This window comes from Sphingobium sp. HDIP04 (assembly GCF_000445085.1).
In the GTDB taxonomy this organism is placed as follows: Bacteria; Pseudomonadota; Alphaproteobacteria; order Sphingomonadales; family Sphingomonadaceae; genus Sphingobium; species Sphingobium indicum.
Window position 1 is genome coordinate 1 of sequence record NZ_ATDO01000004.1, and the last position, 1,363, is coordinate 1,363.

The window sequence follows — 1,363 nt, forward strand, 5'->3', positions numbered from 1 at the left end:
CCACCGGGGGCACGCTGTTCGAGCGCATGGCGGGCCTGACCCGCGGCGCCGAAAAGGGCGCTGCCGCCAGCGACGAAGGGACGCCCGCTCCGGACATTCCGCGCTTCCTGAACCGCCAGAGCAACCAGTAAGCGGCCACGGGGTTCGCCCCACACGCCCTATGAAAGCGCGCCATCGGCTGCCATGGGCAACCGGGCGCGCTTTTTCTTTCGACATATTCCCTTGTCCCGCCTCCATCCGCTAAAGGGCTGTCTGTGAGACGTTATGACATTTGGATTCTCCGCGGACTGCTTCTAGCGGGCACCGCGTTGGCGCAACCGGCTCTGGCGCAGCCCGCCCAGGTGCAGGCGATGCGTCCCTCCAGCGCGGAAAACCTCAACAATCATCTGGCGCGCCTGGCGTCCAATCCGCGCGACGTGACGGCGCTGATCGGCGCTGGCGAGGCGGCGCTGGACATGGACGATGCGCGAGCGGCGGCGGGTTTCTTCGCCCGGGCCGATACGCTGGCGCCGAACAACGGCAAGGTGAAGGCGGGCCTTGGCCGCGTCATGCTGAAGAACCAGAACCCCGCCGAAGCGCTGCGCCTGTTCGACCAGGCGACGCGGCTGGGCTTTCCCGAAGCGACGCTGCTGTCCGACCGGGGGCTTGCAAGGGACATGACCGGCGATCAGGCGGGGGCGCAGCGCGACTATCAGGCGGCGATCCAGCGGACGCCGGACGATGTCGAACTCACCCATCGCTATGCCGCCTCGCTGGGCATTTCCGGCCAGGTGGACGCGGCGGAGCGGGTGCTGAAACCGCTGCTCTACAAGAGCGACCGGGCCGCCTGGCGCTACCGCGCGTTCATCCTGGCGATGAACAACCGACAGGCGGACGCCAGGAAGATCGCGGAGCAGACCATGCCGTCGCAGCTTGCCGCGGCGATCCTGCCCTATATGCAGAAAATGCCTTATCTGACCGCCGCGCAGAAGGCGGCGGCGGTGCATTTCGGGCATTTCCCGGCCAATGTCGGCTCGACCATGGCCGCGATCACGCCGACCCCGCCCGCTTTCGCCTCCGCCACCCCTGCCGCACCGCAGGCCAGCCAACCTGCCGCCCAGACGCCGCCGGCCCGATCCGCGCAGCAGGATCGTCGTTCGCGCCGCGCTGAAACCGCCACGAGGCTCGCGCAGGCCGAAGCGCCGCCCCTTAGCGCGCCGGCGCCAAGCCAGCCCGTTCCCGCCGCCTCCGCTCCACAGACGCAGGCGCCGCCGCGGGCTGCCGCTCCCGCTGCCTCCAATGTGCAGGGTCCGCCAGCGCCCGGCTTCGAATCCGTCCCGGCGCAAAGCCCGGCACCCGCCAGTCCGCCGCCGAGCCAGCTCAA

Annotated in this window: 1 protein-coding gene; it reads left to right on the forward strand. The window is 69.7% G+C overall.

Annotated features, from left to right (window positions below):
- Positions 1 to 254 precede the first annotated feature (254 nt).
- On the forward strand, positions 255 to 1,363 hold a 1,109-nt coding region (locus L286_RS25210), incomplete at its 3' end, for a tetratricopeptide repeat protein (protein ID WP_037492685.1).